General features: G+C 45.8%; 18 protein-coding genes, 9 tRNA genes and 3 rRNA genes. All 30 read left to right on the top strand.

Going from position 1 to position 23,212, the window contains the following annotated elements:
- The first annotated feature begins 9 nt into the window (after nucleotides 1–9).
- The 30 genes from NSS75_RS00395 (at nucleotide 10) to NSS75_RS00540 (ending at nucleotide 23,121) form a co-directional block, all read left to right on the top strand.
- A complete protein-coding gene (locus NSS75_RS00395) occupies nucleotides 10–747 on the top strand; it encodes a VWA domain-containing protein (RefSeq protein ID WP_024123631.1) in 738 nt (245 codons plus the stop codon).
- On the top strand, nucleotides 713–1,735 hold the full coding sequence (locus NSS75_RS00400) for a serine/threonine-protein kinase (RefSeq protein ID WP_106021680.1): 1,023 nt from the start codon (nucleotides 713–715) through the stop codon (nucleotides 1,733–1,735). The genes NSS75_RS00395 and NSS75_RS00400 overlap by 35 nt, the downstream gene beginning before the upstream one ends.
- Before the next feature lie 103 nt (nucleotides 1,736–1,838).
- Complete coding sequence (gene tilS, locus NSS75_RS00405) at nucleotides 1,839–3,251, top strand: tRNA lysidine(34) synthetase TilS (RefSeq protein WP_095714738.1); 1,413 nt, start codon at nucleotides 1,839–1,841, stop codon at nucleotides 3,249–3,251.
- Between the two features lie 2 nt (nucleotides 3,252–3,253).
- Nucleotides 3,254–3,796, top strand: coding sequence for a hypoxanthine phosphoribosyltransferase (hpt, locus tag NSS75_RS00410; protein ID WP_339235286.1), 543 nt, complete (start codon nucleotides 3,254–3,256; stop codon nucleotides 3,794–3,796).
- A 97-nt stretch (nucleotides 3,797–3,893) separates the two neighbouring features.
- Nucleotides 3,894–5,810 carry an ATP-dependent zinc metalloprotease FtsH gene (gene ftsH, locus NSS75_RS00415; protein WP_024123634.1) on the top strand — a complete coding sequence of 639 codons (1,917 nt, stop codon included), beginning with the start codon at nucleotides 3,894–3,896 and terminating at the stop codon, nucleotides 5,808–5,810.
- 189 nt (nucleotides 5,811–5,999) lie between these two features.
- On the top strand, nucleotides 6,000–6,776 hold the full coding sequence (locus NSS75_RS00420) for a type III pantothenate kinase (protein ID WP_024123635.1): 777 nt from the start codon (nucleotides 6,000–6,002) through the stop codon (nucleotides 6,774–6,776).
- 11 nt (nucleotides 6,777–6,787) lie between these two features.
- Entirely contained in the window at nucleotides 6,788–7,663 is an 876-nt protein-coding gene (gene hslO / locus NSS75_RS00425) for a redox-regulated molecular chaperone HslO (protein WP_024123636.1), read from the top strand.
- 48 nt (nucleotides 7,664–7,711) lie between these two features.
- A complete protein-coding gene (locus NSS75_RS00430; protein ID WP_339235291.1) occupies nucleotides 7,712–8,605 on the top strand; it encodes a peptidyl-prolyl cis-trans isomerase in 894 nt (297 codons plus the stop codon).
- A gap of 75 nt (nucleotides 8,606–8,680) precedes the next feature.
- Nucleotides 8,681–9,607 (top strand): cysteine synthase A, encoded by a 927-nt coding sequence (cysK, locus tag NSS75_RS00435; protein ID WP_024123638.1) that lies wholly within the window; start codon nucleotides 8,681–8,683, stop codon nucleotides 9,605–9,607.
- A 163-nt stretch (nucleotides 9,608–9,770) separates the two neighbouring features.
- Complete coding sequence (locus NSS75_RS00440) at nucleotides 9,771–11,180, top strand: anthranilate synthase component I family protein (protein WP_095714740.1); 1,410 nt, start codon at nucleotides 9,771–9,773, stop codon at nucleotides 11,178–11,180.
- A 13-nt stretch (nucleotides 11,181–11,193) separates the two neighbouring features.
- Nucleotides 11,194–11,778, top strand: coding sequence for an aminodeoxychorismate/anthranilate synthase component II (pabA, locus tag NSS75_RS00445; protein ID WP_185848356.1), 585 nt, complete (start codon nucleotides 11,194–11,196; stop codon nucleotides 11,776–11,778).
- On the top strand, nucleotides 11,778–12,626 hold the full coding sequence (pabC, locus tag NSS75_RS00450) for an aminodeoxychorismate lyase (RefSeq protein WP_106021683.1): 849 nt from the start codon (nucleotides 11,778–11,780) through the stop codon (nucleotides 12,624–12,626). Before pabA ends, pabC begins: the two co-directional genes overlap by 1 nt.
- A 14-nt stretch (nucleotides 12,627–12,640) precedes the next feature.
- Complete coding sequence (folP, locus tag NSS75_RS00455; protein WP_101860936.1) at nucleotides 12,641–13,498, top strand: dihydropteroate synthase; 858 nt, start codon at nucleotides 12,641–12,643, stop codon at nucleotides 13,496–13,498.
- Entirely contained in the window at nucleotides 13,491–13,853 is a 363-nt protein-coding gene (gene folB / locus NSS75_RS00460; RefSeq protein WP_024123643.1) for a dihydroneopterin aldolase, read from the top strand. The genes folP and folB overlap by 8 nt, the downstream gene beginning before the upstream one ends.
- Nucleotides 13,850–14,353 (top strand): 2-amino-4-hydroxy-6-hydroxymethyldihydropteridine diphosphokinase, encoded by a 504-nt coding sequence (folK, locus tag NSS75_RS00465; protein ID WP_339235302.1) that lies wholly within the window; start codon nucleotides 13,850–13,852, stop codon nucleotides 14,351–14,353. The genes folB and folK overlap by 4 nt, the downstream gene beginning before the upstream one ends.
- On the top strand, nucleotides 14,305–14,523 hold the full coding sequence (locus tag NSS75_RS00470) for a helix-turn-helix transcriptional regulator (protein WP_024123645.1): 219 nt from the start codon (nucleotides 14,305–14,307) through the stop codon (nucleotides 14,521–14,523). Before folK ends, NSS75_RS00470 begins: the two co-directional genes overlap by 49 nt.
- A gap of 13 nt (nucleotides 14,524–14,536) precedes the next feature.
- A complete protein-coding gene (gene dusB / locus NSS75_RS00475) occupies nucleotides 14,537–15,538 on the top strand; it encodes a tRNA dihydrouridine synthase DusB (RefSeq protein ID WP_024123646.1) in 1,002 nt (333 codons plus the stop codon).
- 91 nt (nucleotides 15,539–15,629) lie between these two features.
- A complete protein-coding gene (lysS, locus tag NSS75_RS00480; RefSeq protein ID WP_339235306.1) occupies nucleotides 15,630–17,129 on the top strand; it encodes a lysine--tRNA ligase in 1,500 nt (499 codons plus the stop codon).
- Between the two features lie 312 nt (nucleotides 17,130–17,441).
- Nucleotides 17,442–18,991, top strand: a 16S ribosomal RNA gene (locus NSS75_RS00485).
- A 169-nt stretch (nucleotides 18,992–19,160) separates the two neighbouring features.
- A 23S ribosomal RNA gene (locus NSS75_RS00490) occupies nucleotides 19,161–22,088 on the top strand.
- Nucleotides 22,089–22,141: 53 nt separating this feature from the next.
- Nucleotides 22,142–22,257, top strand: a 5S ribosomal RNA gene (gene rrf / locus NSS75_RS00495).
- The 16S, 23S and 5S rRNA genes sit together here with 9 tRNA genes alongside, the layout of an rRNA operon.
- Nucleotides 22,258–22,279: 22 nt before the next feature.
- Nucleotides 22,280–22,355: transfer RNA gene (locus tag NSS75_RS00500), tRNA-Val, on the top strand.
- Nucleotides 22,356–22,358: 3 nt separating this feature from the next.
- Nucleotides 22,359–22,434, top strand: a tRNA-Thr gene (locus NSS75_RS00505).
- Nucleotides 22,435–22,471: 37 nt separating this feature from the next.
- Nucleotides 22,472–22,547: transfer RNA gene (locus tag NSS75_RS00510), tRNA-Lys, on the top strand.
- Between the two features lie 7 nt (nucleotides 22,548–22,554).
- A tRNA-Leu gene (locus tag NSS75_RS00515) sits at nucleotides 22,555–22,637 on the top strand.
- A 40-nt stretch (nucleotides 22,638–22,677) separates the two neighbouring features.
- Nucleotides 22,678–22,752: transfer RNA gene (locus NSS75_RS00520), tRNA-Gly, on the top strand.
- A 14-nt stretch (nucleotides 22,753–22,766) separates the two neighbouring features.
- Nucleotides 22,767–22,852 (top strand) — tRNA-Leu (locus tag NSS75_RS00525).
- 9 nt (nucleotides 22,853–22,861) lie between these two features.
- Nucleotides 22,862–22,938: transfer RNA gene (locus tag NSS75_RS00530), tRNA-Arg, on the top strand.
- A gap of 23 nt (nucleotides 22,939–22,961) precedes the next feature.
- Nucleotides 22,962–23,038: transfer RNA gene (locus NSS75_RS00535), tRNA-Pro, on the top strand.
- Between the two features lie 7 nt (nucleotides 23,039–23,045).
- A tRNA-Ala gene (locus tag NSS75_RS00540) sits at nucleotides 23,046–23,121 on the top strand.
- The last annotated feature ends 91 nt before the right edge of the window (nucleotides 23,122–23,212 follow it).

Consider the following 23,212-nt stretch of genomic DNA (forward strand, 5'->3'; position numbering starts at 1 on the left):
GGAATGAATGTGAACAACGGACGTTTAAATCAAATTCTGCTGATAACGGATGGCTGCTCAAATCATGGTGAAGATCCGCTTGCTATGGCTGCTTTTGCTAAAGAGCAAGGGATTACAGTAAATGTCATAGGTATAATGGAAGAAAACAAAATTGACCACGAGGCTATGAAAGAAGTCGAAGGGATTGCGCTTGCTGGAGGCGGCGTGCATCAGGTCGTTTACGCATCACAGCTTTCGCAAACGGTTCAAATGGTAACGAAAAAAGCAATGACGCAAACCCTGCAAGGGGTGGTAAATCAAGAACTGAAGCAAATCCTGGGAAAGAATGTGGAAATGGAGGAGCTTTCTCCGGAAAAACGCGGCGAAGTCATGGAAGTGGTGGATGAACTGGGAGAGACGGTGCATCTTCAGGTTTTGGTTCTCGTTGATACAAGCGCGAGTATGGCGCCAAAGCTGCCTACAGTGAAAGAAGCGCTGATTGACTTGTCCGTGAGTCTTAACTCCCGAATAGGGAATAACGAATTTGCGATGTGTATATTTCCCGGGAAAAAACAGGAGGTCGAGCTTGTGCTAAATTGGACACCGAAGTTGCAATCTCTTTCCACACTCTTTGCGAAGCTATCGACAGGCGGCATCACGCCGACAGGTCCGGCGATTCGTGAAGCGACACAGCAATTCGAAAAAATCCGCTCAAGAAGGAGCATGCTGGCAGATGATGAACGACACTTTGACGAGTTTGGCATGTAGCCTCAAGCCGGGAACGAGAGTAAAGGGTAAGTGGAATGGAAATACTTACACACTGCGTAAACAGCTTGGAAAAGGGGCCAATGGAATTGTGTATTTGGCAGAAGCATCAGATGGACATGTTGCCTTAAAGGTAAGTGATGACAGCCTGTCTATTACTTCTGAAGTGAATGTCTTAAAATCTTTTTCTAAGGCCCAGTCCGTAACGATGGGGCCTTCTTTTTTTGACACTGATGATGCCTTTATTCCCAGTGCTAATACAAAGGTTTCATTTTATGCAATGGAATACATAAAAGGCCCGTTGCTTTTACAATTCGTCAGTGACAAAGGAGCAGAATGGATTCCGGTCTTGATGATTCAGCTGTTAACCAGCTTATCCGTGCTTCATCAGCAAGGGTGGATATTCGGCGACCTTAAGCCGGATAATCTGATTGTCACCGGTCCGCCAGCCAGAATCCGCTGCATAGATGTAGGCGGAACAACCAAGGAGGGCCGAGCGATAAAAGAGTATACCGAGTTTTACGACAGAGGATATTGGGGGTATGGGACAAGAAAAGCAGAGCCCTCTTACGACTTGTTTGCGGTTGCTATGATTATGATCAACTGTGTACATAAAAAGGAATTCAAAAAAACAAGCCAGCCAAAGGAACAGCTGCGATCTTTAATCGAAGGCAGTCCGGTGTTGCAAAAGTATAAAAAAGTGCTTATTTCTGCTTTAAATGGCCATTATGATTCCGCTGACGAGATGAAAAGAGAGATGCTCGCAGCAGGGCAAAAGGCAGCGCAAAGAAAACAGGCCGGAAAAACGCCAACTTCGGCGCAACCTATCTCAAGACAAAGACAGCAAAAAATGCGCCAGGGAAAAGTAACACAGACGAGATATGCACCTAAAAAGAAGGGCGCTAAGTCCGGAGGGTTATTCGAAACCGCTCTTATCGTAATCAGTGTTTTGGCGCTTTATTTCGCTTACATTATCTTTTTCCTTATTTGACAGCCGCAATCTGCAATACCCATGCTTCTTCTTTGCTTGGAAGGATTGAAAGTGATAGGATATGAATATCTTTAAAATACCTGCTCATTGTGAGGAGGACATTGTGAACAGTGTCAAAGATTTTTTTATCAAACACAATCTTACGTTAAAAGGGGCGACAATTATTGTAGGCGTTTCCGGCGGTCCGGATTCGATGGCTCTCCTTCACGCGCTTCATGCGTTATACGGCCGTTCAGCCAATGTGATTGCGGCTCACGTAGACCACCGGTTCAGAGGGGCACAATCTGAGGAAGACATGCGTTTTGTCCAAGCATATTGTGAGGCTGAACAGATCAAATGTGAAACGGCTCAAATCAATGTAACTGCGTATGCTGAGAAAAACGGTCTCAACAAGCAGGCAGCTGCCCGTGATTGCCGATATCAGTTTTTTAAGGAAGTGATGTCCAAGCATCAAGCGGATTATCTTGCACTTGCTCATCATGGAGATGATCAGGTTGAAACAATGCTTATGAGACTGGCCAAAGGCATACTCGGAGCTGGACTTGCCGGCATGCAGCCGGTAAGACGGTTTGAAACGGGACAGATGATCAGACCATTTCTAGCCATTACAAAAGAAGAGATTCTTCATTATTGCCATGAAAACGCTTTGAGCTACCGGACGGACGAAAGCAACGCCAAAGATGATTACACTAGAAACAGATTCAGAAAAGCAGTGCTCCCTTTTTTGAAACAGGAATCACCGGATGTGCATAAAAGGTTTCAGAAAGTAAGCGAAGCACTGACTGAAGATGAGCAATTCTTACAGTCATTAACGAAAGAAGAAATGAATAAAGTAATCACAAGCCAGTCTAAAATATCAGTTGAAATCAATTCCTCTCAATTGCTTGCCCTCCCGATGCCTTTACAAAGAAGAGGAGTTCAACTAATATTAAACTATCTTTATGAAAACGTTCCATCATCCTTTTCAGCTCATCATATTCAGCAGTTTTTAGATTGGGCGGATAAGGGCGGTCCTTCAGGAGTACTGGACTTTCCGAAAGGACTGAAGGTGGTCAAATCATATCAGACATGTTTGTTTACATTTGAACAATGGCAGTGCAAAAATGTTCCCTTTGAATATCAAATAAGCGGAGCTGCCGATGAGACGGCAGTGCTCCCAAACGGATTTCTGATAGAGGCAAAGCGTAACGCGGAATCTCTTGAAGGTCATGGGAATTCTGTTTTTATTACAAGTCAAGATAAGGTGAGATTTCCCTTGACGATCCGGACAAGAAAAGCCGGCGATCGGATAAAACTAAAAGGGATGAACGGCTCGAAAAAGGTAAAGGATATATTTATTGATAAGAAATTGCCTCTGCAAGAAAGAGACAACTGGCCGGTTGTGACGGATGCAAGCGGTGAAATTATCTGGATACCGGGCTTGAAAAAATCCATTTTTGAAGATCTTGTGATTCCAAACAGTGACCGCATTGTATTACAATATAGACAGCATGAAAAGTGTAGGGGGCAAGCATAATCATGATGAAACATGATATTGAAACAGTTCTGATCTCAGAGGAAGAGATACAAGAGAAAGTAAAAGAGTTAGGTGCAGACTTAACAAGCGAGTATCAAGATAAATTTCCGTTGGCAATCGGTGTGTTAAAAGGAGCTCTTCCTTTTATGGCGGATCTTATCAAGTATATTGATACATATTTGGAAATGGATTTCATGGATGTATCAAGCTACGGAAAATCTACGGTTTCATCTGGAGAAGTAAAAATCATTAAAGATTTGGATACATCTGTAGAGGGCCGGGACATCTTAATTATTGAAGATATCATCGACAGTGGGTTAACCTTAAGTTATCTAGTAGAGCTCTTCCGATACCGTAAAGCAAAATCAATTAAGATTGTTACCCTTTTGGATAAACCAAGCGGAAGAAAAGCGGACATTAAAGCAGACTTCGTCGGCTTTAAAGTTCCTGACGCGTTTGTAGTGGGTTACGGACTTGATTATGCTGAGCGCTATCGCAATCTGCCTTATATCGGAGTGTTAAAACCGGCAGTTTATGAAAGCTGATCGGCAGCCTGCTTCCGAGATGGTTATTGGTTGTATTGGAATGATTTTCTATGGTACTATTGAACATAGTTGTGCTTACTGTGGGAGGAGGTAAGGAATGAATCGGGTCTTCCGTAATACCATTTTTTATTTACTTATTTTATTAGTAGTAATCGGGGTTGTGAGCTACTTCCAGACCTCAAATCCGAAAACAGAAAATATGTCGTACAGCACGTTCATCAAAAACCTGGATGACGGGAAAGTTGATAGCGTGTCGGTTCAGCCTGTCAGAGGTGTTTATGAGGTAAAAGGACAGCTGAAAAATTACGACAAGGATCAATACTTTTTGACTCATGTTCCTGAAGGAAAGGGAGCAGACCAGATCTTTAATGCTATAAAAAAGACAGATGTAAAGGTTGATCCCGCTCAAGAAACAAGCGGATGGGTGACGTTCCTGACGACCATCATCCCATTTGTCATTATCTTTATTCTGTTCTTCTTCCTGCTCAATCAAGCTCAAGGCGGCGGCAGCCGTGTCATGAACTTTGGTAAGAGTAAGGCGAAGCTATATACAGAGGAAAAGAAACGCGTCAAATTTAAAGACGTTGCAGGGGCAGACGAGGAGAAACAAGAACTTGTGGAAGTTGTTGAATTTCTGAAAGATCCCCGCAAGTTTGCCGAGCTTGGCGCAAGAATCCCTAAAGGTGTGCTTTTAGTCGGACCTCCGGGTACCGGTAAAACACTTCTTGCAAGAGCATCAGCCGGTGAAGCAGGTGTACCATTCTTCAGCATCAGCGGATCTGATTTCGTTGAAATGTTTGTAGGTGTCGGTGCTTCCCGTGTGCGTGACTTGTTCGAAAACGCGAAAAAGAATGCGCCTTGTTTGATCTTCATTGATGAAATTGACGCAGTCGGACGCCAGCGTGGAGCGGGTCTCGGCGGCGGACACGATGAACGTGAACAGACGCTCAACCAATTGCTTGTTGAAATGGACGGATTCAGTGCCAATGAAGGAATTATCATCATTGCCGCAACGAACCGTGCGGACATCTTGGACCCAGCCTTACTTCGTCCGGGACGTTTTGACCGTCAAATCACAGTGGACCGCCCAGATGTAATTGGACGTGAAGCTGTATTGAAAGTCCATGCGAGAAATAAACCGCTGGATGAAACGGTAAATCTGAAATCGATTGCCATGAGAACACCTGGTTTCTCAGGCGCTGACTTAGAAAACCTATTGAATGAAGCTGCTCTTGTGGCGGCTCGTCAAAACAAGAAAAAAATCGATGCTCGCGACATTGATGAAGCTACGGACCGTGTTATTGCCGGACCAGCTAAGAAAAGCCGCGTCATCTCCAAGAAAGAACGTAATATCGTGGCATATCACGAAGGCGGACACACCGTTATCGGACTCGTTTTAGATGAGGCTGATATGGTTCATAAAGTAACGATTGTTCCTCGGGGCCAGGCTGGCGGTTATGCAGTTATGCTTCCAAGAGAAGACCGTTACTTCCAGACAAAGCCGGAGCTGCTTGATAAAATTGTTGGTCTCTTGGGCGGGCGTGTTGCTGAAGAAATTATCTTTGGCGAAGTCAGCACAGGAGCGCACAATGACTTCCAGCGTGCGACAAATATTGCAAGACGAATGGTTACAGAATTCGGTATGTCAGAAAAACTGGGACCGCTGCAATTTGGACAGTCTCAGGGTGGCCAGGTATTCTTAGGCCGTGATTTCAACAACGAACAAAACTACAGTGATCAAATTGCCTACGAAATTGATCAGGAAATTCAGCGCATTATCAAAGAGTGTTACGAGCGTGCGAAAACAATCCTGACAGAAAATCGTGACAAGCTTGAATTGATTGCTCAGACGCTTCTGGAAGTTGAAACACTGGATGCTGAACAAATCAAACATCTTGTCGATCACGGAACATTGCCTGAGCGTAAGTTCTCTGATGATGAGAAGAACGATGATGTCAAAGTAAACATTCTGTCAAAAACAGAAGAAGAAAAGAAAGACGATACGAAAGAGTAACGCTTTCTGATAAAAACTGCCGGCTGACGCTGGCAGTTTTTTTATGTGAATCCCGCCTCTGCTGCTCCTCTTTTCAATCATCCAATTATGGTATCGATTTGTTTACAAATGAGCCGCCGATCGTGTATGGTATTGTAGAATGTTTGTAAAAGTAATGATAGAGAAACTATTCAAAAGTGGTGATAGAGGTTGTTACTTGTTATTGATGTGGGGAACACCAATACTGTACTTGGTGTATATCATGAGGGTGAATTAGAATATCACTGGCGTATAGAAACAAGCAGGCATAAAACAGAAGATGAGTTTGGGATGATTCTGCGCTCTTTATTTGATCATTCAGGTCTCATGTTTGAACAAATAGAAGGCATTATTATTTCTTCAGTTGTGCCGCCAATCATGTTTGCGTTAGAGAGAATGTGCACAAAATACTTTCATATCGAACCGCAAATTGTCGGTCCTGGTATGAAAACCGGTTTAAATATAAAGTACGACAATCCGAAAGAAGTAGGCGCTGACAGAATCGTAAATGCTGTTGCGGCCATTCACTTGTACGGCAATCCTTTGATTGTTGTTGATTTCGGTACAGCCACAACGTACTGTTATATCGATGAAAACAAACAATATATGGGCGGAGCGATTGCGCCTGGAATTACAATTTCGACTGAGGCGCTGTACTCGCGTGCGGCGAAGCTTCCGCGTATTGAAATCGCCCGGCCTGACAATATTATCGGAAAAAGCACTGTAAGCGCGATGCAATCAGGGATTTTATTTGGCTATGTTGGCCAAGTGGAAGGAATCGTAAAACGAATGAAATGGCAGGCAAAACAAGAACCGAAAGTCATTGCGACAGGCGGTCTTGCGCCATTAATCGCAAACGAATCAGATTGTATAGACATCGTTGATCCATTCTTAACCCTAAAAGGGCTGGAATTGATTTATGAACGAAACCGCGTGGGAAGTGTATAGGAGGTTTTGCAATGGATTATTTAGTAAAAGCGCTGGCGTATGACGGAAAAGTTCGCGCATATGCTGCAAAAACGACAGATATGGTGAATGAAGGACAGAGACGGCATGATACATGGCCGACAGCATCCGCTGCACTGGGCCGTACAATGACAGCTTCACTAATGCTTGGTTCTATGCTGAAAGGTGATGATAAGCTGACAGTGAAAGTGGAAGGCGGCGGGCCAATCGGCGCGATTGTTGCTGATGCGAATGCTAAAGGGGAAGTCAGGGCATATGTCTCAAACCCGCATGTTCATTTTGACTTGAATGAACACGGCAAGCTGGATGTCAGACGAGCTGTTGGAACAGATGGAACATTAAGTGTTGTAAAAGATTTAGGCCTGCGCGAGTTCTTCACAGGGCAAGTAGAAATCGTTTCCGGAGAACTGGGGGAAGATTTTACGTACTATCTTGTATCATCGGAGCAGGTTCCTTCTTCTGTAGGTGTCGGCGTGCTTGTTAACCCAGACAACACCATTTTGGCGGCAGGAGGTTTCATTCTTCAGCTCCTTCCGGGAACAGATGATGAAACCATTACAAAAATTGAACAGCGTTTATCTGTAGTAGAACCTATTTCTAAACTGATTCAAAAAGGGCTTGCACCGGAAGAAATTTTGGAAGAAGTCTTAGGAGAAAAGCCTGAGATTTTGGAAACCATGCCTGTTAAATTCCATTGCCCTTGTTCAAAAGAGCGTTTTGAAACAGCCGTTTTAGGACTAGGCAAAAAAGAAATTCAAGATATGATAGAAGAAGATGGACAAGCCGAAGCAGTATGCCATTTTTGTAATGAAAAGTACTTATTTACAAAAGAAGAGCTGGAAGAGCTTCGAGATCAAACGACCCGCTAAGCTCTTTAGCGGGTTTTTTGAATTTAAGAAAAGGGGCTGACAGTAAATTTGAAATCAAGAACAATCTGGACAATCATTTGGGGCGCGCTGCTGGTATGCTGTATCGCAGTGGCATATACACTGACGAAATCTCAAGCCAGTGCTTCCCCGTCCGACGAGTCCATTGCTACTATTGGAGGCAAAAGCGTCACAAGAGAAGAATGGCTGAAGGAAATGGAAGATGAATACGGAAAATCAACACTTGAAGATATGATCAATGTCCGAGTGGTAGAGCAGCTTGCCAAAAAGAACAATCTCAAAGTATCTAAAAGTGAAATTGATCGGGAATTTCTGCTGATTAAGGCGGTGAATAATTCATTTTACGAAGACGAGCATACAACTGAAAAAGAGTGGAAAGACCAAATTCGCTATAATATTCTTCTTGAGGAATTATTAACAAAGGATATTGATATTTCAAAGACAGAAATGAAATCATTTTATAATCAAAATAAAGAACTGTATCAGTTTGATGATTCGTATCGTATTCGGCATATTGTTGTAAAGGATGAAGAGGAAGCCAAACAAGTTTTAAAAGAGCTTGAAGGCGGCTCGAGCTTTGAAGCTGTTGCGGCGGAACGGTCCACAGACAGGTATACGTCACCGTACGGGGGAGATTTAGGGTTTGTCACCGAGGCATCAGACAACATTCCGTCATCATACATTGAAGAAGCAAAGACACTAAAACAAGATAAATGGTCAAACGAACCGATAAAGGTAAACAACGGTTATGCAATTATACAACTGAAAGAAAAGTTAAATGCGAGAACGTTCTCATATGATGAAGTGAAGAATCAGATTAAACGCCAGATCGCAATGGACCAGTTAGGTGATAAAGCAACTGTAAAATCGCTTTGGAAAGAAGCTGACGTGTCTTGGTTCTATGGGGAAAAAAGTACTAAATGATTGACAAAAAATTTTGAAATTGATAGATTATATACATAATACCAATACAAATAGTCGGAAATTGAGGTGTCGAGAATGGTACGTGTAGCAAACTCCATTACTGAATTAATTGGGAATACGCCAATCGTTAAATTAAATCGCCTTGTTGATGAAAACAGTGCGGATGTATATTTGAAGCTTGAATACATGAACCCTGGAAGCAGTGTAAAAGACCGTATCGGTTTAGCGATGATTGAAGCGGCTGAAAAAGAAGGGAAATTAAAAGCTGGCGATACAATCATTGAACCGACAAGCGGAAATACAGGAATCGGGCTGGCAATGGTTGCTGCTGCTAAAGGTTTAAAAGCGATTTTGGTTATGCCTGACACAATGAGCATGGAGCGCCGCAACCTTCTTCGCGCATATGGTGCTGAGCTTGTGCTGACTCCGGGTGCGGAAGGCATGAAAGGCGCCATTAAGAAAGCGGAGGAGCTTGCTGAAAAACACGGATACTTCGTGCCGCAGCAGTTTAACAATCCATCGAACCCTGAAATCCATCGCCAAACAACAGGTAAAGAAATCGTTGAGCAATTCGGTGATGACCAGCTTGATGCATTTGTAGCCGGAATCGGAACAGGCGGAACGATTACAGGAGCGGGTGAAGTCCTGAAGGAAGCATATCCTTCCGTCAAAATCTACGCTGTTGAACCGTCAGATTCCCCAGTGCTTTCAGGAGGAAAACCAGGCCCTCATAAAATTCAGGGAATCGGAGCTGGCTTTGTGCCCGACATCTTAAACACTGAAGTATACGATGAAATTTTCCCTGTGAAGAATGAAGAAGCATTTGAATATGCACGCAGAGCTGCACGTGAAGAAGGAATTCTCGGAGGCATCTCATCAGGTGCGGCCATTTATGCTGCTATTGAAGTAGCGAAAAAACTCGGAAAGGGCAAAAAAGTATTAGCTATCATTCCGAGTAACGGCGAACGTTATTTGAGTACGCCGCTGTATCAATTCGATTAAAAAGCTCGAAAAAACTCCCGGTGCACGGGAGTTTTTTTATTTGTGCATCAAATATGCCGTGTCCGCGACGAATCTTATCCTTGGAAGAGAAATTCACTTTTTTCACTCATGATATTGCTTTACAATAAAAAAAGCAGAAAAAGAAAACAGAGGAATGATATAAATGGCACAACGCAGACCGGCAGGCAGAAAAGTACCTTTTCAAAAAGATTCATTCTTGCAACAATATGAGAAACTTTCACAATCCAGAAAACAGCACGTGCTTCTTGAAAGTGCAAGAGGCGGCAGATACAGTATAGCCGGTCTTGATCCAATTGCGGCTGTCAAGGGAAAAGACGGAATTACAACCATTAAGCATGGGGATGAGACACTGTTTAAAGAGGGTGACCCATTACGCGCCTTCCACAGTTGGTTTAAAACGCTGGAAACAGAAACGGATGAAGAATTGCCTGATTTTCAAGGGGGAGCAATCGGCTTTCTTAGCTATGATTACGCACGCTACATTGAAAATTTTAAAATGCTCTCATTAGATGACCTGGAGACACCTGATATCTATTTTCTTGTCTTTGATGATATCGCCGTCTATGACCATGAAGAACAGGCTCTTTGGCTGGTCACTCATGTGAATGATGAGAACGAATCAGCGGACGAAAAGCTGTCCCAGCTCGAACATATGTGGCTGACTGAGCTTCCCGGTGAGCCGTTACAAGAGATGACATATACAGCTGACGGTTCCTTTGCAGCGCCTTTTACTGAAGAAGGCTTTTCTCAGGCTGTAGAGAAAATCAAGCAATACATTGCCAGCGGAGATGTTTTTCAAGTCAATCTATCGATCAGGCAGTCGCAGCCGCTGTCTGCTCACCCGTATGAGATCTACAAAAAGCTGAGAGAAGTGAATCCTTCTCCATATATGGCATATTTAGAAACACCAGATTTCCAAATTATTTGCGGATCTCCTGAACTTCTTGTCAGCAAAAAGGGCAAACTGTTAGAGACAAGACCGATCGCGGGCACTCGTTCCAGAGGGAAAACGGATGAGGAAGACGAAGCGCTCGCAAATGAATTAATCCATAATGAAAAAGAACGCGCTGAGCATGTCATGCTGGTTGATCTAGAACGAAATGATCTCGGCAGAGTTTCCCGTTACGGATCAGTGCGGGTTAATGAATTCATGGCAATTGAAAAATACTCCCACGTCATGCACATTGTGTCTAATGTCCAAGGTGAACTGCAGGATGGATACGACGCTGTAGATATTATTCATGCTGTATTTCCTGGAGGAACGATTACAGGTGCTCCTAAAGTAAGGACAATGGAAATTATAGAAGAACTTGAGCCGACACGCCGTGGGCTTTATACTGGATCTATAGGGTGGTTTGGGTATAATCAGGATCTTCAGTTTAATATCGTGATCCGAACCATTTATGCAGCCGGAGGGCAGGCGTTTATGCAATCCGGAGCAGGGGTTGTGATTGATTCTGTACCTAAGCATGAATACAGAGAATCATTCAAAAAAGCTTTTGCGATGCAAAAGGCGTTAGAGCTGAGCGAAGCAGAGACAAAAATTAGATGAGGTGAGCGGAGAAATGATTTTAATGATTGATAACTATGATTCTTTCACGTACAACTTAGTACAGTATTTGGGCGAGCTTGGAGAAGAGCTGATTGTAAAACGCAATGACGATATCACAATAGAGCAAATTGAAGAACTGTCACCGGATTTCTTAATGATTTCACCCGGACCGTGCAGTCCTGATGAAGCTGGAATCAGCCTTGAAGCAATTAAATACTTCGCAGGCAAAATTCCCATTTTTGGCGTGTGTCTCGGACATCAGTCTATCGCACAGGTGTTTGGCGGAGACGTGGTCAGAGCAGAGCGGCTGATGCACGGAAAAACCTCAGAAATCGAGCATGACGGCAAGACGATCTTTAAAGGTTTGCAAAACCCGCTTGTGGCGACACGATACCACTCACTGATCGTAAAACCTGAGACGCTGCCAAGCTGTTTCACAGTAACCGCACAAACAAAAGAAGGAGAAATCATGGCTATTCGGCACAATGATCTTCCGATAGAAGGCGTTCAATTTCATCCAGAGTCTATTATGACTTCCTTTGGAAAAGAAATGCTCAGAAATTTTATTGAAACGTACCGCAAGGAAGTCATTGCGTGATGATATATGTAAACGGCCGATTTATAGAGGAGAAAGATGCAGTTCTTTCTCCTTTTGACCATGGTTTTTTATATGGGATCGGTGTTTTTGAGACCTTCAGGCTTTATGAAGGCCGGCCGTTCCTGCTTGATTGGCATATAGAACGGCTTGAACGCGCACTTAAGGATCTGCAAATCGAATACACTGTGACAAAACAAGAGATGATTGAAATGCTGGACAAGCTGCTCGGGCTGAATGATATCAAAGACGGCAATGCCCGCGTCAGGCTGAACATATCAGCCGGCATCAGTGATAAAGGTTTCGCTGCTCAAACTTACGATAACCCGACTGTCTTATGTTTTGTTAACCAGCTAAAACCAGAAAGTCTTCCTTTGCAAAAGGAAGGAAAGGTTTTATCGATACGGAGAAACACACCGGAGGGGCCGTTCCGGTTAAAATCACATCACTATTTAAATAATATGTATGCGAAACGGGAGATCGGAAATGATCCGCGGTTTGAAGGGATCTTTTTAACGGAGGATTGCGCTGTAGCAGAGGGCATCATTTCAAATGTCTTCTGGAGAAAAGGCAGCTCTATCTATACACCATCACTTGATACCGGAATTCTTGACGGCGTCACGAGACGTTTTGTCATGGAGAACGCAAAGAAAATAGGGATGGATGTCAAAACAGGCCGCTACCAGCTTGAAGCCCTTTTGACGGCAGATGAAGCATGGATGACCAACTCGGTTCTTGAGATCATTCCGTTTTCTAAAATAGAAGAAGTGAACTATCCGGGCCAAAACGGAGAAATAACTTCCGCTTTACAAACGCTATACCACCAAGAAATAAAGAACATGAATTCATGACAGGGAGGAAGAGAATGGCGCGGCAAACGATAGACCAAACACAAGTAATCCATACCAAACCCAGCGCATTATCATATCGAGAAAAGACGCTGGTGATGGGTATTTTAAACGTAACGCCTGACTCTTTCTCGGATGGCGGAAAATATGACAGCCTGGACAATGCCCTGTTGCATGCGAAAGAGATGATTGATGACGGTGCGCATATCATTGATATCGGAGGCGAATCGACAAGACCCGGCGCCGAATATGTGTCCGAGGACGAAGAAATGTCCAGAGTGATTCCTGTGATTGAGCGGATTACAAAAGAGCTCGCAGTGCCGATCTCTGTAGATACGTACAAGGCTTCTGTCGCAGATGAAGCTGTTAAAGCCGGCGCTTCAATCATCAATGATATTTGGGGAGCAAAGTATGACCCGAAAATGGCTTCTGTGGCAGCTGAACACAATGTGCCGATCGTTCTCATGCATAACCGCAAAGAGAGAAACTACAACGACTTAATACCGGATATGCTGTCGGACTTAATGGAAAGTGTAAAGATTGCTGTTGAAGCAGGTGTAGAGGAAAAGAACATTATCCTCGATCCCGGTATTGGTTTTGCGAAGGACTATCACGATAATCTGGCAGTCATGAACAAACTCGAAGTTTTCAGCGGACTTGGCTATCCGGTTCTTCTTGCAACCTCCCGAAAAAGATTTATCGGCCGTGTCCTGGATCTTCCGCCTGAGGAGCGGGCTGAGGGCACAGGCGCAACCGTGTGTCTAGGCATTCAAAAAGGCTGTGACATTGTGAGAGTCCATGATGTAAAACAAATAGCCAGAATGGCGAAAATGATGGATGCAATGCTGAACAAGGGAGGGATGCATCATGGATAAAGTCTACGTAGAAGGCATGGAGTTTTACGGCTATCACGGTGTGTTAAAAGAGGAGAACAAGCTCGGACAGCGTTTTAAAGTCGATTTAACCGCAGAATTGGATTTAAGCAAAGCCGGACAAACAGACGACCTTGAGAAAACCATTAACTATGCCGAGCTTTACCACGTATGTAAAGATATCGTCGAAGGTGAGCCTGTGAAACTAGTGGAAACACTGGCAGAACGTATTGCGGACACTGTCCTGAAGAAATTTCATCAGGTGCAGCAATGTACTGTAAAAGTGATTAAGCCAGATCCGCCAATTCCCGGCCACTATAAATCAGTAGCAATAGAAATCACGAGAAAAAAATCATGAACAATACAGCTTATATAGCACTTGGATCTAATATTGGAGATAGAGAAACGTATTTACGGCGAGCGGTGGCGATGCTGCATCAACATGAGGCAGTGACAGTCACAAAAGTGTCTTCTATTTACGAAACAGACCCAGTCGGATACGAAGCTCAAGATGAATTTTTAAATGTGGCAGTTGAAATCGAGACGTCGCTGAATCCGTTTCAGCTCCTGGAGCTCACGCAGCATATAGAAAATGAATTAGGCAGGACGAGAGAAGTCAGATGGGGTCCGCGGACGGCAGACCTTGACATTTTACTGTTTAATCGTGAAAATATTGAAACAGAGCAACTAATTGTTCCGCATCCGAGAATGTATGAGCGTTTATTTGTCCTCGCGCCGCTTGCGGAAATATGCACGCGGGTTGAAAAAGAGGCAAAAAGCGCGGAAACCGACCAAGAAGGTGTAAGAGTATGGAAGCAGAAATCTGGGGTAGACGAATTCGTGCATTCAGAAAGCTGAAAGGTTATACTCAAGAAGGATTTGCGAAAGCGTTAGGTATATCAGTTTCTATTCTCGGCGAAATTGAACGCGGAAACCGATTGCCGTCAGCTGCCATCATTCAAAGTGCAGCAGATGTTTTAAATATAAGCGCGGACGAATTAGCGCCGCCAGAAAATAATAACAAATGAAAGGAGGGGAAAAATGTTTAAAATCGGTGATATTCAATTAAAAAACCGGGTTGTGCTGGCCCCTATGGCTGGTGTCTGCAACTCAGCATTCAGATTGACTGTAAAGGAATTCGGAGCCGGATTGGTCTGCGCTGAAATGATCAGTGACAAAGCGATCCTTTACAACAATGCCAAAACAATGGGTATGCTTTACATTGATGAACGTGAAAAACCGCTCAGCCTTCAAATCTTCGGAGGAAAAAAGGAAACCCTTGTGGAAGCGGCGAAGTTTGTAGACCAGAACACAACTGCTGATATCATTGATATTAACATGGGATGCCCAGTACCAAAGATTACAAAATGTGATGCGGGAGCAAAATGGCTTCTCGATCCCGATAAGATTTATGAAATGGTTTCTGCAGTAGTGGATGCCGTCGATAAACCAGTCACAGTGAAAATGAGAATGGGCTGGGATGAAGACCATATTTTCGCGGTGAAAAACGCACAGGCTGTCGAGCGTGCGGGCGGAAAAGCAGTTGCGCTTCACGGCCGTACAAGAGTGCAGATGTACGAAGGAACTGCAAACTGGGATATTATCAAAGAAGTAAAACAATCTGTATCGATTCCGGTTATCGGGAACGGCGATGTCAAGACGCCGCAGGATGCTAAGCGTATGCTTGATGAAACAGGAGTAGACGGGGTCATGATCGGCCGTGCCGCGTTAGGCAATCCGTGGATGATTTACCGTACGGTTCAATACCTTGAAACAGGTGAATTAAAAGAAGAGCCGCAAGTACGCGAAAAAATGGCGGTATGCAAACTGCATCTTGACCGCCTGATTAACTTAAAAGGTGAAAATGTAGCGGTAAGAGAAATGAGAAAACACGCTGCATGGTATCTGAAAGGCATAAGAGGCAATGCGGAGGTTCGTAATGGAATCAATCATTGCGAGACAAGAGAAGAGCTTGTACAGCTTTTAGATGCATTTACTGTTGAAGTTGAGGCAAAAGAGCTTCAAGACGCAAAAGTAGGATAACATTCACCTCTATTTGCTGCTCACTGCCAGTTTTACGCTGGCAGTTTTTCTGCTTTTTTCATGAAACAATATCTGTAATGGAGTGATAACAATGAGTCAAGAAGAGCATAATCATGAAGAATTGAACGACCAGCTGCAAGTCAGACGCGACAAAATGAATCAGATGAGAGAAAACGGTATAGATCCATTCGGCGCACGTTTTGAAAGAACTCATCAATCTGAGCAAATTATTGCGGCATATCAAAATCTAACGAAAGAAGAGTTAGAAGAAAAAGCGATTGAAGTGACAATCGCAGGCCGTATGATGACAAAACGCGGCAAAGGAAAAGCCGGCTTCGCGCACCTTCAGGATTTAGAAGGTCAAATTCAAATCTACGTAAGAAAAGACAGTGTCGGTGACAACCAATATGAAATCTTCAAATCTTCCGACCTTGGCGACCTTATTGGCGTAACCGGAAAAGTGTTCAAAACAAATGTAGGCGAACTGTCTGTAAAAGCAACATCATTTGATTTGCTGACAAAAGCGCTTCGTCCGCTGCCGGATAAATACCATGGTTTAAAAGACGTTGAGCAGCGCTACCGTCAACGTTACTTGGATCTTATCGTAAATCCAGAAAGCAAACATACGTTCATCACACGCAGCAAGATCATTCAAGCGATGAGAAGATACCTTGATGATCATGGATACTTAGAAGTAGAAACACCAACTATGCACAGCATTCCAGGGGGAGCCTCCGCGCGTCCGTTCATTACCCATCATAATGCTTTAGATATTCCGCTCTACATGCGTATTGCGATTGAACTGCATCTGAAACGCTTGATTGTCGGCGGTTTAGAAAAAGTATATGAAATCGGCCGTGTTTTCCGTAATGAAGGCGTCTCTACACGCCATAACCCTGAATTTACAATGATTGAATTATATGAAGCGTATGCTGACTATAAAGATATCATGAGTTTAACTGAAAACCTTGTCGCTCATATCGCACAAGAGGTGCTTGGCACGACGACAATCCAATACGGGGAAGAGCAAATCGAACTGAAACCTGAGTGGAAAAGAATCCATATGGTTGACGCAGTCAAAGAAGCGACAGGCGTTGACTTCTGGGAAGATGTAACTGTTGAGCAAGCCCGTGAATATGCAAAAGAGCATAGTGTAGAGATTAAAGACTCTATGACAGTGGGCCATATTATAAACGAATTCTTCGAACAAAAAATCGAGGAAACGCTTATCCAGCCAACGTTTATTTATGGACATCCAGTAGAAATTTCTCCTCTTGCTAAGAAAAATCCAGAGGATCCGCGCTTCACAGACCGTTTTGAACTGTTTATCGTAGGCCGTGAGCACGCAAATGCATTCACAGAGCTAAATGATCCTATTGATCAAAGAGAACGCTTTGAAGCCCAATTAAAAGAACGAGAAGAGGGTAATGATGAAGCTCATTTAATGGATGAAGACTTCGTTGAAGCCCTGGAGTATGGCATGCCGCCAACAGGAGGCTTAGGCATCGGGATCGATCGCCTGGTCATGCTGCTTACGAATGCTCCTTCGATCCGAGATGTACTGTTATTCCCGCAAATGAGACAGCGCTAATTTAAAAGAGCGTCAACCTTTCTAATAGAAGGATGACGCTCTTTTATAATTCCTTAGTTTTTTCTTCAAAAAACTATTGCACTATTATTTACAAGGTGGTATATTATTATTCGTTGCCGCTAAACAAGGCGATGACAAAAAAACAACTTCAAAAAAAGTTATTGACTTCAATAAGTCAACGAGTTATAATAATAAAGTCGCTTAAACGAAGTGACAAAATGATCTTTGAAAACTAAACAAGACAAAACGTACCTGTTAATTCAAGTTTTATTATAAAATCGCACAGTGATGTGCGTAGTCAGTCAAACTACTTTATCGGAGAGTTTGATCCTGGCTCAGGACGAACGCTGGCGGCGTGCCTAATACATGCAAGTCGAGCGGACAGATGGGAGCTTGCTCCCTGATGTTAGCGGCGGACGGGTGAGTAACACGTGGGTAACCTGCCTGTAAGACTGGGATAACTCCGGGAAACCGGGGCTAATACCGGATGCTTGTTTGAACCGCATGGTTCAAACATAAAAGGTGGCTTCGGCTACCACTTACAGATGGACCCGCGGCGCATTAGCTAGTTGGTGAGGTAATGGCTCACCAAGGCAACGATGCGTAGCCGACCTGAGAGGGTGATCGGCCACACTGGGACTGAGACACGGCCCAGACTCCTACGGGAGGCAGCAGTAGGGAATCTTCCGCAATGGACGAAAGTCTGACGGAGCAACGCCGCGTGAGTGATGAAGGTTTTCGGATCGTAAAGCTCTGTTGTTAGGGAAGAACAAGTACCGTTCGAATAGGGCGGTACCTTGACGGTACCTAACCAGAAAGCCACGGCTAACTACGTGCCAGCAGCCGCGGTAATACGTAGGTGGCAAGCGTTGTCCGGAATTATTGGGCGTAAAGGGCTCGCAGGCGGTTCCTTAAGTCTGATGTGAAAGCCCCCGGCTCAACCGGGGAGGGTCATTGGAAACTGGGGAACTTGAGTGCAGAAGAGGAGAGTGGAATTCCACGTGTAGCGGTGAAATGCGTAGAGATGTGGAGGAACACCAGTGGCGAAGGCGACTCTCTGGTCTGTAACTGACGCTGAGGAGCGAAAGCGTGGGGAGCGAACAGGATTAGATACCCTGGTAGTCCACGCCGTAAACGATGAGTGCTAAGTGTTAGGGGGTTTCCGCCCCTTAGTGCTGCAGCTAACGCATTAAGCACTCCGCCTGGGGAGTACGGTCGCAAGACTGAAACTCAAAGGAATTGACGGGGGCCCGCACAAGCGGTGGAGCATGTGGTTTAATTCGAAGCAACGCGAAGAACCTTACCAGGTCTTGACATCCTCTGACAATCCTAGAGATAGGACGTCCCCTTCGGGGGCAGAGTGACAGGTGGTGCATGGTTGTCGTCAGCTCGTGTCGTGAGATGTTGGGTTAAGTCCCGCAACGAGCGCAACCCTTGATCTTAGTTGCCAGCATTCAGTTGGGCACTCTAAGGTGACTGCCGGTGACAAACCGGAGGAAGGTGGGGATGACGTCAAATCATCATGCCCCTTATGACCTGGGCTACACACGTGCTACAATGGACAGAACAAAGGGCAGCGAAACCGCGAGGTTAAGCCAATCCCACAAATCTGTTCTCAGTTCGGATCGCAGTCTGCAACTCGACTGCGTGAAGCTGGAATCGCTAGTAATCGCGGATCAGCATGCCGCGGTGAATACGTTCCCGGGCCTTGTACACACCGCCCGTCACACCACGAGAGTTTGTAACACCCGAAGTCGGTGAGGTAACCTTTATGGAGCCAGCCGCCGAAGGTGGGACAGATGATTGGGGTGAAGTCGTAACAAGGTAGCCGTATCGGAAGGTGCGGCTGGATCACCTCCTTTCTAAGGATATTTACGGAATATAAGACCTTGGGTCTTATAAACAGAACGTTCCCTGTCTTGTTTAGTTTTGAAGGATCATTCCTTCGAAACGTGTTCTTTGAAAACTAGATAACAGTAGACATCACATTCAATTAGTAACACAAGATATCACATAGTGATTCTTTTTAACGGTTAAGTTAGAAAGGGCGCACGGTGGATGCCTTGGCACTAGGAGCCGATGAAGGACGGGACGAACACCGATATGCTTCGGGGAGCTGTAAGCAAGCTTTGATCCGGAGATTTCCGAATGGGGAAACCCACCACTCGTAATGGAGTGGTATCCATATCTGAATTCATAGGATATGAGAAGGCAGACCCGGGGAACTGAAACATCTAAGTACCCGGAGGAAGAGAAAGCAAATGCGATTCCCTGAGTAGCGGCGAGCGAAACGGGATTAGCCCAAACCAAGAGGCTTGCCTCTTGGGGTTGTAGGACACTCTATACGGAGTTACAAAGGAACGAGGTAGATGAAGAGGTCTGGAAAGGCCCGCCATAGGAGGTAACAGCCCTGTAGTCAAAACTTTGTTCTCTCCAGAGTGGATCCTGAGTACGGCGGAACACGTGAAATTCCGTCGGAATCCGGGAGGACCATCTCCCAAGGCTAAATACTCCCTAGTGACCGATAGTGAACCAGTACCGTGAGGGAAAGGTGAAAAGCACCCCGGAAGGGGAGTGAAAGAGATCCTGAAACCGTGTGCCTACAAGTAGTCAGAGCCCGTTAACGGGTGATGGCGTGCCTTTTGTAGAATGAACCGGCGAGTTACGATCCCGTGCAAGGTTAAGCAGAAGATGCGGAGCCGCAGCGAAAGCGAGTCTGAATAGGGCGCATGAGTACGTGGTCGTAGACCCGAAACCAGGTGATCTACCCATGTCCAGGGTGAAGTTCAGGTAACACTGAATGGAGGCCCGAACCCACGCACGTTGAAAAGTGCGGGGATGAGGTGTGGGTAGGGGTGAAATGCCAATCGAACCTGGAGATAGCTGGTTCTCTCCGAAATAGCTTTAGGGCTAGCCTCAAGGTAAGAGTCTTGGAGGTAGAGCACTGATTGGACTAGGGGCCCCTACCGGGTTACCGAATTCAGTCAAACTCCGAATGCCAATGACTTATCCTTGGGAGTCAGACTGCGAGTGATAAGATCCGTAGTCGAAAGGGAAACAGCCCAGACCGCCAGCTAAGGTCCCAAAGTATACGTTAAGTGGAAAAGGATGTGGAGTTGCTTAGACAACCAGGATGTTGGCTTAGAAGCAGCCACCATTTAAAGAGTGCGTAATAGCTCACTGGTCGAGTGACTCTGCGCCGAAAATGTACCGGGGCTAAACGTATCACCGAAGCTGCGGACTGTTCTTCGAACAGTGGTAGGAGAGCGTTCTAAGGGCTGTGAAGCCAGACCGGAAGGACTGGTGGAGCGCTTAGAAGTGAGAATGCCGGTATGAGTAGCGAAAGAGGGGTGAGAATCCCCTCCACCGAATGCCTAAGGTTTCCTGAGGAAGGCTCGTCCGCTCAGGGTTAGTCGGGACCTAAGCCGAGGCCGAAAGGCGTAGGCGATGGACAACAGGTTGATATTCCTGTACCACCTCCTCACCATTTGAGCAATGGGGGGACGCAGGAGGATAGGGTAAGCGCGGTATTGGATATCCGCGTCCAAGCAGTTAGGCTGGGAAATAGGCAAATCCGTTTCCCATAAGGCTGAGCTGTGATGGCGAGCGAAATATAGTAGCGAAGTTCCTGATTCCACACTGCCAAGAAAAGCCTCTAGCGAGGTGAGAGGTGCCCGTACCGCAAACCGACACAGGTAGGCGAGGAGAGAATCCTAAGGTGATCGAGAGAACTCTCGTTAAGGAACTCGGCAAAATGACCCCGTAACTTCGGGAGAAGGGGTGCTCTGTTAGGGTGCAAGCCCGAGAGAGCCGCAGTGAATAGGCCCAGGCGACTGTTTAGCAAAAACACAGGTCTCTGCGAAGCCGTAAGGCGAAGTATAGGGGCTGACGCCTGCCCGGTGCTGGAAGGTTAAGAGGAGCGCTTAGCGTAAGCGAAGGTGCGAATTGAAGCCCCAGTAAACGGCGGCCGTAACTATAACGGTCCTAAGGTAGCGAAATTCCTTGTCGGGTAAGTTCCGACCCGCACGAAAGGCGCAACGATCTGGGCACTGTCTCAACGAGAGACTCGGTGAAATTATAGTACCTGTGAAGATGCAGGTTACCCGCGACAGGACGGAAAGACCCCGTGGAGCTTTACTGCAGCCTGATATTGAATGTTGGTACAGCTTGTACAGGATAGGTAGGAGCCTTGGAAACCGGAGCGCCAGCTTCGGTGGAGGCATCGGTGGGATACTACCCTGGCTGTATTGACCTTCTAACCCGCCGCCCTTATCGGGCGGGGAGACAGTGTCAGGTGGGCAGTTTGACTGGGGCGGTCGCCTCCTAAAAGGTAACGGAGGCGCCCAAAGGTTCCCTCAGAATGGTTGGAAATCATTCGCAGAGTGTAAAGGCACAAGGGAGCTTGACTGCGAGACCTACAAGTCGAGCAGGGACGAAAGTCGGGCTTAGTGATCCGGTGGTTCCGCATGGAAGGGCCATCGCTCAACGGATAAAAGCTACCCCGGGGATAACAGGCTTATCTCCCCCAAGAGTCCACATCGACGGGGAGGTTTGGCACCTCGATGTCGGCTCATCGCATCCTGGGGCTGTAGTCGGTCCCAAGGGTTGGGCTGTTCGCCCATTAAAGCGGTACGCGAGCTGGGTTCAGAACGTCGTGAGACAGTTCGGTCCCTATCCGTCGCGGGCGCAGGAAATTTGAGAGGAGCTGTCCTTAGTACGAGAGGACCGGGATGGACGCACCGCTGGTGTACCAGTTGTTCTGCCAAGGGCATCGCTGGGTAGCTATGTGCGGACGGGATAAGTGCTGAAAGCATCTAAGCATGAAGCCCCCCTCAAGATGAGATTTCCCATTCCGCAAGGAAGTAAGATCCCTGAAAGATGATCAGGTTGATAGGTCTGAGGTGGAAGTGTGGCGACACATGGAGCTGACAGATACTAATCGATCGAGGACTTAACCTAATTTCTAATGATGTCACACCTGTTATCTAGTTTTGAGAGAACACTCTCAATTGTTTGGTGGCGATAGCGAAGAGGTCACACCCGTTCCCATGCCGAACACGGAAGTTAAGCTCTTCAGCGCCGATGGTAGTCGGGGGTTTCCCCCTGTGAGAGTAGGACGCCGCCAAGCAATTGCACGTTAGTGCAATTATGGAGGATTAGCTCAGCTGGGAGAGCATCTGCCTTACAAGCAGAGGGTCGGCGGTTCGAGCCCGTCATCCTCCACCATTTGCCGGTGTAGCTCAATTGGTAGAGCAACTGACTTGTAATCAGTAGGTTGGGGGTTCAAGTCCTCTTGCCGGCACCACTTTTATATGATATAATATTCAAGTCTCTTGTAAGAAGAGCCATTAGCTCAGTTGGTAGAGCATCTGACTTTTAATCAGAGGGTCGAAGGTTCGAGTCCTTCATGGCTCACCATTTTCAAGCGGGTGTGGCGGAATTGGCAGACGCGCTAGACTTAGGATCTAGTGTCTTTATGACGTGGGGGTTCAAGTCCCTTCACCCGCATTATATAGGATGACATTTATAAAAACTGGACATCCTGTCTGCGGAAGTAGTTCAGTGGTAGAACACCACCTTGCCAAGGTGGGGGTCGCGGGTTCGAATCCCGTCTTCCGCTCCAACTATACCATCCACGCCGGGGTGGTGGAATTGGCAGACACACAGGACTTAAAATCCTGCGGTAGGTGACTACCGTGCCGGTTCAAGTCCGGCCCTCGGCATTATAATTTGCGCCCGTAGCTCAATTGGATAGAGCGTTTGACTACGGATCAAAAGGTTAGGGGTTCGACTCCTCTCGGGCGCGCCATATATTTTATCAATATGGGAAATCGGGAAGTAGCTCAGCTTGGTAGAGCACATGGTTTGGGACCATGGGGTCGCAGGTTCGAATCCTGTCTTCCCGACCATTTTTACGGGGCCTTAGCTCAGCTGGGAGAGCGCCTGCTTTGCACGCAGGAGGTCAGCGGTTCGATCCCGCTAGGCTCCACCAAAAAAAGATTTAAAAAATGTTGTTGACTTTGAAAAAGCGACATTGTATACTAATAAAGTTGCTTTAACAAAGCGATAACAAAATGATCTTT

Source organism: Bacillus sp. FSL K6-1012, assembly GCF_037964915.1.
GTDB classification, from domain to species: domain Bacteria; phylum Bacillota; class Bacilli; order Bacillales; family Bacillaceae; genus Bacillus; species Bacillus halotolerans.

Bases quoted from the DNA above. Each gene is read 5' to 3' on its own strand.
- ftsH (WP_024123634.1), top strand. From the start codon at position 3,894: ATGAATCGGGTCTTCCGTAATACCATTTTTTATTTACTTATTTTATTA.
- pabA (WP_185848356.1), top strand. From the start codon at position 11,194: ATGATTTTAATGATTGATAACTATGATTCTTTCACGTACAACTTAGTA.
- hslO (WP_024123636.1), top strand. From the start codon at position 6,788: ATGGATTATTTAGTAAAAGCGCTGGCGTATGACGGAAAAGTTCGCGCA.
- NSS75_RS00440 (WP_095714740.1), top strand. From the start codon at position 9,771: ATGGCACAACGCAGACCGGCAGGCAGAAAAGTACCTTTTCAAAAAGAT.
- NSS75_RS00470 (WP_024123645.1), top strand. From the start codon at position 14,305: ATGGAAGCAGAAATCTGGGGTAGACGAATTCGTGCATTCAGAAAGCTG.
- folP (WP_101860936.1), top strand. From the start codon at position 12,641: ATGGCGCGGCAAACGATAGACCAAACACAAGTAATCCATACCAAACCC.
- NSS75_RS00400 (WP_106021680.1), top strand. From the start codon at position 713: ATGATGAACGACACTTTGACGAGTTTGGCATGTAGCCTCAAGCCGGGA.
- lysS (WP_339235306.1), top strand. From the start codon at position 15,630: ATGAGTCAAGAAGAGCATAATCATGAAGAATTGAACGACCAGCTGCAA.
- folK (WP_339235302.1), top strand. From the start codon at position 13,850: ATGAACAATACAGCTTATATAGCACTTGGATCTAATATTGGAGATAGA.
- pabC (WP_106021683.1), top strand. From the start codon at position 11,778: ATGATATATGTAAACGGCCGATTTATAGAGGAGAAAGATGCAGTTCTT.
- cysK (WP_024123638.1), top strand. From the start codon at position 8,681: ATGGTACGTGTAGCAAACTCCATTACTGAATTAATTGGGAATACGCCA.
- dusB (WP_024123646.1), top strand. From the start codon at position 14,537: ATGTTTAAAATCGGTGATATTCAATTAAAAAACCGGGTTGTGCTGGCC.
- folB (WP_024123643.1), top strand. From the start codon at position 13,491: ATGGATAAAGTCTACGTAGAAGGCATGGAGTTTTACGGCTATCACGGT.
- hpt (WP_339235286.1), top strand. From the start codon at position 3,254: ATGATGAAACATGATATTGAAACAGTTCTGATCTCAGAGGAAGAGATA.